The sequence below is a fragment of the Scandinavium sp. genome, from assembly GCF_036271055.1.
GTDB lineage: Bacteria > Pseudomonadota > Gammaproteobacteria > Enterobacterales > Enterobacteriaceae > Scandinavium.
This window is the reverse complement of the sequence record NZ_DATBBJ010000100.1, coordinates 149,947-158,855: the sequence shown is the minus strand read 5'-3', so window position 1 is coordinate 158,855 and position 8,909 is coordinate 149,947. Positions and strand designations below refer to the sequence as shown.

Genomic DNA, 8,909 nt, shown 5'->3' with positions numbered 1-8,909 from the left:
GGCGCCTTTTTGCTATGCCCAATTCGTGCCGGATGAGAACCTGCTGCAGGTTCGAGTCGAACAAAGTGAGACACCGGAGCCGCTTGCGGCGACGGCCCGAAGGGCGAGCGAAGCGAGTTATCCTGCACGACCCACCAATGTGGAAAGGCGCCCTAAAGGCGCCTTTTTGCTATGCCCAATTCGTGCCGGATGAGAACCTGCTGCAGGTTCGACAAAATCGTCGGGAACGATTTTGCATCACCGCTTGCGGTGACCCGCAGGGCGAGTCTCAGGAGGAGACGAGTGATATCCTGCACGACTACTTGCAGCGGCTTTGATCCCCACTCTCTTATCTATCCTCTTCTTTTTTTCATATCAACTTTCCACAGCGCCTGCCGATAACTCTATTTTCCTCATAGAAAGGAGTTCTCAATGGCCGCCATTTCAATGCCTTCATCTTCTGCCCCAGGTCTGCAAACAACAACCGTTCACGCAAACCCGCAAGGCAACGACACGGCTTCGCAGATGACCCGAATCACTCAGCAAATCGTAAAACTCACACAGCAGTTGAAAACCATTGCTGACGGCAGCGGTGACGCCGATGAAAAACAAAAGCAAGCCGAGATGATTCAGGAACAGATCACCATGCTTGAAGCTCAGTTAGCGCAGCTTCAGCGCCAACAAGCAGAAAAAGAACAAGCTCAGCAGCAACCGTCTACACCCACCACTGGCGTTAACAATCCTTCTGACGATCACCAGATTGATATTTACGTCTGATATAGCGGATCGTATTCACGGGCGGCGGTGAGCGCCTTAGCCTGCTGCCCGACAACATCCCACAACGCCTGAGCCGCCGTCGAAAGCGAGCGGTTTTTACGCCGGGCGAGCATAAGTTGTCGCTCAACAACAGGCGTCAGGCGTTTAACCATCAACTGGCTCCCCTGGGGTAATGGCAGCGCCAGCGCCGGTAAGATGCTAATCCCAATCCCGGCTTCAACCATCGGAAACAGCGTCGCCGGGTGGCCTATCTCCTGGACGATATTGGCCGATATGTTGTGATAAGCCAGCGCCGCATCAATCAGTGGTCTGCTGCCTGAGGCATAATCCTGCAATACCAGACGGGTTTCCTGAAGCGCCTGCCAGGAAACATCCGGCAACGCCGCAAAGGCATGATCCTGGCGACAAAGCACGAAAAAAGGCTCCGAAAGAATCGGTTCACACTGCAAATCTCCCACCGCGCCGGGGTCGATCACGATCCCAAAATCAACTTCACCCTGTCGAATGCTCTCCAGTACCCACTGCTGCGGCCGGTCGTGGAGCACAAAATCAATCTCTGGATAGCGCTGATTACTGTCGGCGATGCACTGTGGGATCAAGTGCGCTGAAATCGTCTGACTGGCTGCGACACGAACAGTACCTGTCATCTGTTGCCCAACTCGCCCGGCTTCCCGCAGTGTGCTGTTGAGTTCATCGAGTAACCGCTCAAGCCTGATGGCCAGCTGTTGTCCGGCTTCGGTCAGCAGCACTTCTCTGGTTGTGCGGTCCAGCAGCTTCACACCCGTTTGAAGCTCCAGCTCTTTCACGCTGTGACTGACCGCTGACTGGCTGAGGCCAATCATCTCCCCTGCCCGGCTAAAACTTTTCGCCTGCGCGACGGTGATAAACACTTTCAACTGACGTAACGAGTAATTCATCATTTTTATTCATCAATGAATGCAATAAATCAATTTTATTTCTCAAAGCAGAAAAAGCACAATAGCGGCATCGATTTTCAGGAGCGTTTATGAAACTTTTTCGCATTCTCGACCCCTTTACACTGATACTTATTTGCACCGTCCTGCTGGCTTCTCTGTTTCCCGCACGCGGTGGCTTTGTCCCTTTTTTTGAAGGACTGACGACTGCCGCCATTGCACTGTTGTTTTTTATGCATGGCGCAAAACTGTCGCGCGAGGCCATCATTGCGGGCGGCAGTCATTGGCGACTGCATTTATGGGTGATGTGTAGCACCTTCGTGTTGTTCCCGGTGCTGGGTGTGTTGTTTGCCCGCTGGGCGCCTGTCGATGTCGATCCCGCGCTGTATAACGGATTCATCTATCTGTGTATTTTACCCGCCACCGTACAGTCGGCGATTGCCTTCACGTCAATGGCGGGCGGTAACGTCGCAGCAGCGGTCTGCTCCGCATCAGCCTCAAGCCTGCTCGGGATTTTCATTTCGCCGCTGTTAGTCGGCCTGCTGATGAATTTACACGGCGCGCAAGGCAGTCTGGAACAAGTCGGTAAGATTATGCTGCAACTGCTGCTGCCGTTTGTGCTGGGCCATTTATCTCGCCCGTGGACCGGGGCTTGGGTCGCACGCAACAAGAAATGGATCTCAAAAACAGACCAGACGTCGATTTTGTTGGTGGTTTACTCGGCCTTCAGCGAAGCGGTTGTGAACGGTATCTGGCACAAAGTAGGCGTCGGTTCGCTACTGTTTATCGTGGTGGTCAGCATCGTGTTGCTGGCAATTGTGATTGCAGTCAACATGGTTGTGGCGCGCAAATGCGGCTTCAATAAAGCGGATGAAATTACGATTGTCTTCTGTGGCTCGAAAAAGAGTCTGGCCAACGGCATCCCGATGGCCAATATTCTGTTCCCAACGGCAATGATAGGCATGATGGTGCTGCCGCTGATGATTTTCCATCAGATACAGCTGATGGTCTGCGCGGTGCTGGCGCGTCGCTATAAGCGCCAGACCGAAGAACTGCAGACCAAAAAAGGCGTGGATGAGGCGAAAGCTTAACGGCTACGCTTCAGGGGCTGCACCAGATGGGTCAGCCCTTCGCTTTTGATCAACAGCGTGATAGCCATCAGTTCGCCAAGCCGCCCGGCAGGAAATTCATCCTTACGGGCAAACCACAGCAAATACTCTTCCGGGACATCAATTAACATCCGCCCTTTGTATTTTCCAAACGGCATCTCGGTGTTAGCGATTTCAATCAGCTGCTCTTTTTCCACGTTACGCTCCTAGCAAGCGCAGCATTTCAGCTTCATCGATAACGTCGATGCCAAGCTCCTGCGCTTTCGCCAGTTTCGACCCAGCGGCTTCACCGGCTATCACCAAATCCGTTTTCTTCGATACACTGCCCGCGACTTTTGCGCCCAACTCAATCAAGCGCGCTTTGGCATCATCACGCGACATCAGGCTCAGACTGCCGGTCAGTACCACCGTTTTACCGGCAAACGGGCTGTCTATCTCATCGGCATTGATGATGACGGGCGCAGGCCAGCGCACGCCTTCGTTTTGCAACTGCTGGATCACTTCGCGGTTGCTCTCTTCGGCGAAGAAGTTGAAGACGTGTGTTGCCACGACGATGCCGACATCCGGCACTTTTTGCAGATCTTCGATCGAGGCCGTGATCAGGGCGTCGAGTGTACCGAAATGGGCTGCAAGACCCGCCGCCGTCGCTTCACCAACTTCACGAATACCGAGCGCATACAGGAAGCGGGCGAAAGTCGTTTCTTTGGCTTTTTCAAGCGCGTTGACCACGTTCTGCGCCGACTTCGGTCCCATTCGGTCAAGCCCGGTCAGCTTACCCGCCGTCAGCTGGAACAGATCCGCTGGCGTATGGACGTACTCTTTCTCCACCAGCTGATCGATAATTTTGTCGCCCATGCCATCAACATCCAGCGCCCGGCGAGAGACGAAATGTTTTAGCGCTTCTTTGCGCTGAGCGCCGCAAATCAGGCCACCGGTACAGCGAGTGACCACTTCGCCTTCGACACGTTCTACGTCTGAACCACAGACTGGACAGTGAGCCGGGAATTCGATAGCCCTGGTATTCTCCGGGCGTTCAGACGTCACCACGTTCACCACCTGCGGGATAACATCTCCGGCACGGCGAATCACCACTTTATCGCCAATGCGCAGGCCCAAACGTTCGATTTCATCGGCGTTATGCAGCGTGGCGTTACTCACCAACACACCCGCTACCTGTACAGGTTCCAGACGTGCAACAGGGGTAATCGCCCCGGTGCGGCCCACCTGAAACTCCACATCACGGACAAAGGTCATCTGTTCCTGGGCGGGGAATTTAAACGCCACTGCCCAGCGCGGCGCACGCGCCACAAAGCCCAGTTGTTCCTGTAAATCGAGCGAGTCGACTTTAATCACCACGCCGTCAATATCAAACCCGAGCGTCGGGCGGTCTTCTTCCACCTTGTGATAGTAAGCGAGTACTTCCTCCGGCGAACTGCACAGCTTCACGCGGTTGCTGACCGGCAGCCCCCAGGCTTTAAATTGCTGCAAACGCCCAAGATGGCTTCCGGGCAATTCGCCGCCCTCAAGCACGCCGACACCATAGCAGAAGAAAGTAAGCGGTCGCTTCGCTGTCACGCGTGGATCAAGCTGGCGCAATGAACCTGCCGCCGCATTACGTGGGTTGGCAAACAGCTTGCCACCAGTCCGGCGCGCGTCTTCGTTAATTTTTTCGAATCCCGCCTGTGGCAGGAACACTTCGCCGCGCACTTCCAGGCGAGCAGGAATGTTATCGCCACGCAGCTTTAACGGAATGGCGCGAATGGTGCGCACGTTCGCGGTAATGTCTTCGCCGGTTGTTCCGTCGCCACGCGTTGCCGCCTGAATCAGCACGCCGTTCTCGTAAAGAATACTGACAGCGAGTCCATCCAGTTTCAGTTCACAACAATATGTCAACGCATCGGTGCTTTTCAGGCGATCCTGAACACGCTTGTTGAACGCAACAAAACTCTCTTCATCAAAGACGTTATCCAGCGACAGCATTGGCACTTCATGGCGAATCTGACTGAATGACGCAAGCGGGGCCGCGCCCACGCGTTGTGTAGGAGAATCAGGCGTAATCAGTTCAGGGTGTTGCTGTTCCAGCTCGCGCAGTTCGCGCATCAGGCGGTCATATTCCGCGTCCGGCACTTCCGGCGCATCCATGACATGATAGAGGTATTCGTGATGGCGAAGCGTGGTTCGCAGTTCTGTCAGTTGTTGTTCGATTGGTTCCATATCCCACCATCAATGATAAAAAACCCCCGACATGCGGGGGTTCAGGAAGGGGTGTGATACGCCGGGCGATTACGCGTTGGCGTCTTTCACTTCGCGGATACGAGCCTGATACTCGCGCACTTTCTGCGGCGTGATCATTCGGCGCTGGTCATCGAGCACCACACCACCGACTTCATCCGCAATGTATTGCGCAGATTGCAGCATCAGCTTGAAGTTTTGCAGCTCATCACCATAAGACGGCACCTGCATGAAGATGGTCACGCCTGGCGTTTGCATATCAGCCATGTTTTCAGGGTCGAATGTCCCTGGCTTCACCATATTGGCAAGGCTAAACAAGGCCGGACCGCCGCCGCCTGGGTTCAGATGGCGATGATAAATATTCATATCACCGAACACAAAACCTGTCTGCTCAACGCTATTACGCAACAGTTCGCCATTGATCTGCGACCCCTGATGCGCGGCAACGCTCAGCACGATAACCGTTTCTTTGCGTTCCTGCTTAACCGGCTGCGGCTCTGGCTGCGGTTCTGCAACCGGCGGCTGAGGCTGATGCACAGGTTGCTGAGCGATTGGCTGTTGAGCAACAGGTTGCGGCTCTGCCACTACAGGCTGATGTACAGGTTGCACAACCTGAGGCTGCACAGGCTGCTGGTACTCTGGCGCTGCGGCGGACTGCTGCGGTGCCACAGGCTGAACCGGCGGATGCTGTTCAGGTGCCTGATGAGCCGGAGCCTGGCGTACAGGCGGCTGCTGAGGCTGAGCGGGCTGACGCACTGGCTCTTCCTGGCGAACAGGCTGTTGTACCTGGCGTTCATAAGGCGGCTGGTACTGGTGCTGCGGCGACTGACGGGTCGCATCATGCTCCCCAGCGTTCGTATTTTGGGCAGGGGTCACCCGGTGAACACGAACTTCACCAACGCCTTCAACCTCGTCATCGAAGTCGTCGTCATCCGACTCATCGTCGTTACGCGATTTCATACGTTTCATTGGGCGATCGCGGAACATCGAAGAACGTTCTTTGCGACTGGTCCAGAAACCGTGAACCAGCAATGCAATTATGGCGATCGCGCCAACAATGATTAATATCAGACGCAAATCCTGCATCATTATATTCTCTGTTGTTCTAACACCTTGCCACCACGGCAAACATTTACTCACTAAGAGTATTTGCCCATTACGTCAAGTGCAAGTGCGTACCAGGAAATCGGAGCATAAAGATGAGCCAAAACGTGCTTTTTGCTGTTTTTTCGAACATTTCCGAACTGGATCTCACTAAACATGTCGATAATATAGTCGCGTAACAACCAGGACTTTTATAAAAGGAGTATCACCTGACCATGGTTTCATCCTCTGCACCTCGTAGTGGGGTCTACTACTTTTCTCAGGGCTGGAAGCTAATAAGCCTGCCCGGGATTCGCCGTTACGTTTTCCTGCCATTACTGGTCAACATCATCCTGATGGGTGGTGCTTTCTGGTGGCTGTTCAGCGAACTCGGAAATTGGATCCCTGCCCTGATGAGCCGCGTGCCTGACTGGCTGCAATGGTTAAGCTATTTGCTTTGGCCGATTGTCGTCCTCTCTGTGCTGTTGGTCTTTGGCTACTTCTTCTCAACTATCACCAACTGGATTGCCGCCCCGTTCAGCGGCTTGCTTGCCGAACAACTCGAAGCCCGACTGACAGGCGCAACGCCGCCCGATACAGGCGTACTGGACGTGATGAAAGACGTGCCGCGCATCATGAAGCGCGAATGGCAGAAACTGGCGTGGTATTTACCGCGAGCCCTGCTTCTGCTGGTGCTCTATTTCATCCCAGGTATCGGTCAAACCGTTGCCCCGGTGCTGTGGTTCCTGTTCAGCGCCTGGATGATGGCTATCCAGTACTGCGATTACCCGTTCGATAACCACAAAGTGCCGTTTAAAACGATGCGTGAAGCGTTACGCGCCCGCAAAGTCACTAACATGCAGTTTGGTGCGCTTACCAGTCTGTTCACTATGATCCCATTCCTCAATCTCGTGATTCTGCCTGTTGCCATTTGCGGCGCAACCGCCATGTGGGTCGATTGCTACCGCGACAAACACGCGATGTGGAAGTGATTGTCTTCTGTATATAAAAGTAAATCCGGGGTGGTAAATGCCGCCCCTTATTCCATACTGATAACCTTTATTTCACATCAGCATATCGTTATGCGAAAACCTTCCTTCCGCATCATGACCATCTGCGTATGCTGGTGTCGTTCCCAAATTTCATACAGTTAAGGACGGGCCATGAGTAAGATTTTTGAAGATAACTCGCTGACAATCGGTCATACGCCACTGGTTCGTCTGAACCGCATCGGTAATGGACGCATCCTCGCGAAGGTGGAATCACGTAACCCTAGCTTCAGCGTCAAGTGCCGTATCGGTGCCAATATGATTTGGGATGCCGAGAAACGTGGCATGCTAAAACCGGGCATCGAACTGGTTGAACCGACCAGCGGTAACACCGGTATTGCACTGGCTTATGTGGCTGCTGCACGTGGTTATAAGCTAACGCTGACCATGCCAGAGACCATGAGCGTTGAACGTCGCAAGCTGCTGAAGGCGCTGGGTGCCAATCTGGTGCTGACCGAAGGCGCGAAAGGCATGAAAGGTGCTATTCAGAAAGCCGAAGAAATTGTGGCGGATAACCCGGAGAAATTCCTGCTGTTGCAGCAGTTTAGTAACCCGGCAAACCCTGAGATCCACGAAAAAACCACCGGACCCGAAATCTGGGAAGACACCGATGGTCAGGTAGACGTGTTTATCGCAGGCGTGGGTACAGGCGGTACGCTGACGGGTGTGACTCGTTATATTAAAGGCACAAAAGGCAAAACCGACTTGATTAGCGTCGCGGTCGAACCAACTGATTCGCCTGTTATCGCTCAGGCGCTGGCGGGTGAGGAGATCAAACCGGGTCCCCATAAAATTCAGGGTATCGGCGCGGGCTTCATTCCGGGTAACCTCGACCTGAAACTGATTGATAAAGTGGTGGCTATCACCAACGAAGAAGCCATCTCTACCGCACGTCGTCTGATGGAAGAAGAAGGCATTCTGGCTGGGATTTCATCAGGTGCGGCGGTCGCTGCAGCCCTGAAGCTGCAGGAAGATGAAACCTTTACCAATAAGAATATTGTGGTTATCCTACCCTCTTCGGGTGAACGTTACTTAAGCACCGCATTATTTGCCGATCTCTTCACTGAGAAAGAATTGCAACAGTAATGCCAAATGTAAAAAGTTGACTAAAAAAGCACCCGATAGGGTGCTTTTTTGTGGCACAGGTCATACTTTTAGCCCACCTGGCATTGCTTCCCCTGGTTGGGTCTGGTATTTAACCATCACATTTATTTTGATGCGCGAAATTATTCAGTTCAGGATTTCCCTTTGCTGAATCGATTTAATGATTTGGTTCAAGTCTTGCTTTCGCTGCATAATGTTTAATGACGAGCTAAACGTCACCGGCCAGAAGTGCCTGCCAGGATCGCGTCAGACCTTCTGAGTCGTTTCGTATCCGCCGGCGCTAATCAATACAGGCTAAAGTAAAGCCGCCAGGCTAGACTTTAGTTCCACAACACTAAACCTATAAGTTGGGGAAATATAATGTTCCAGCAAGAAGTTACCATTACCGCTCCGAACGGTCTGCACACTCGCCCTGCCGCTCAGTTTGTTAAAGAAGCTAAAGGCTTCACTTCTGAGATCACCGTGACCTCCAACGGTAAAAGCGCCAGCGCTAAAAGCCTGTTCAAACTGCAGACTCTGGGTCTGACTCAGGGCACCGTAGTGACCATTTCTGCAGAAGGCGAAGACGATCAGAAAGCAGTTGAGCATCTGGTTAAACTGATGGCTGAACTCGAGTAAGTTCACGAGTTCTTTTTAAAATCAGTCACAAGTAAGGTAGGGTT

At 53.1% G+C, this 8,909-nt stretch carries 9 protein-coding genes and 1 other RNA gene; 6 read left to right on the top strand and 4 right to left on the bottom strand.

The window, feature by feature from the left end; genetic code table 11:
- Positions 1–11: 11 nt before the first annotated feature.
- A non-coding RNA gene (locus tag VH187_RS21760) (RtT sRNA) lies at positions 12–137 on the top strand.
- A 274-nt stretch (positions 138–411) separates the two neighbouring features.
- The gene (locus VH187_RS21755) at positions 412–756 is read left to right on the top strand and encodes a FlxA-like family protein (protein ID WP_329703512.1); all 345 of its coding nucleotides are present in this window, start codon (positions 412–414) and stop codon (positions 754–756) included.
- On the opposite strand, the gene VH187_RS21750 is transcribed toward VH187_RS21755, so the two are convergent.
- The gene (locus VH187_RS21750; RefSeq protein ID WP_329703519.1) at positions 747–1,673 is read right to left on the bottom strand and encodes a LysR family transcriptional regulator; all 927 of its coding nucleotides are present in this window, start codon (positions 1,671–1,673) and stop codon (positions 747–749) included. The genes VH187_RS21755 and VH187_RS21750 overlap by 10 nt on opposite strands.
- 89 nt (positions 1,674–1,762) lie before the next feature.
- Here VH187_RS21750 and VH187_RS21745 point away from each other — a divergent pair, with 89 nt between their 5' ends.
- Positions 1,763–2,761 carry a bile acid:sodium symporter family protein gene (locus VH187_RS21745; protein WP_329703511.1) on the top strand — a complete coding sequence of 333 codons (999 nt, stop codon included), beginning with the start codon at positions 1,763–1,765 and terminating at the stop codon, positions 2,759–2,761.
- Here the strand turns inward: VH187_RS21745 and VH187_RS21740 are convergent.
- The 3 genes from VH187_RS21740 to zipA form a co-directional block, all read right to left on the bottom strand.
- Positions 2,758–2,976 (bottom strand): DUF3820 family protein, encoded by a 219-nt coding sequence (locus VH187_RS21740; RefSeq protein ID WP_319628079.1) that lies wholly within the window; start codon positions 2,974–2,976, stop codon positions 2,758–2,760. The genes VH187_RS21745 and VH187_RS21740 overlap by 4 nt on opposite strands.
- Position 2,977: 1 nt before the next feature.
- Positions 2,978–4,993: an NAD-dependent DNA ligase LigA gene (gene ligA / locus VH187_RS21735; RefSeq protein ID WP_329703510.1), complete on the bottom strand. Its 2,016-nt coding sequence runs from the start codon at positions 4,991–4,993 to the stop codon at positions 2,978–2,980.
- A gap of 69 nt (positions 4,994–5,062) precedes the next feature.
- A complete protein-coding gene (zipA, locus tag VH187_RS21730) occupies positions 5,063–6,100 on the bottom strand; it encodes a cell division protein ZipA (RefSeq protein ID WP_329703509.1) in 1,038 nt (345 codons plus the stop codon).
- Positions 6,101–6,330: 230 nt separating this feature from the next.
- Here zipA and cysZ point away from each other — a divergent pair, with 230 nt between their 5' ends.
- The 3 genes from cysZ to ptsH all read left to right on the top strand — a co-directional run bounded on the left by cysZ (position 6,331) and on the right by ptsH (position 8,865).
- Complete coding sequence (gene cysZ / locus VH187_RS21725) at positions 6,331–7,086, top strand: sulfate transporter CysZ (protein ID WP_329703508.1); 756 nt, start codon at positions 6,331–6,333, stop codon at positions 7,084–7,086.
- A 171-nt stretch (positions 7,087–7,257) separates the two neighbouring features.
- The gene (cysK, locus tag VH187_RS21720) at positions 7,258–8,229 is read left to right on the top strand and encodes a cysteine synthase A (protein WP_329703507.1); all 972 of its coding nucleotides are present in this window, start codon (positions 7,258–7,260) and stop codon (positions 8,227–8,229) included.
- Between the two features lie 378 nt (positions 8,230–8,607).
- The gene (gene ptsH / locus VH187_RS21715; protein WP_034459025.1) at positions 8,608–8,865 is read left to right on the top strand and encodes a phosphocarrier protein Hpr; all 258 of its coding nucleotides are present in this window, start codon (positions 8,608–8,610) and stop codon (positions 8,863–8,865) included.
- The last annotated feature ends 44 nt before the right edge of the window (positions 8,866–8,909 follow it).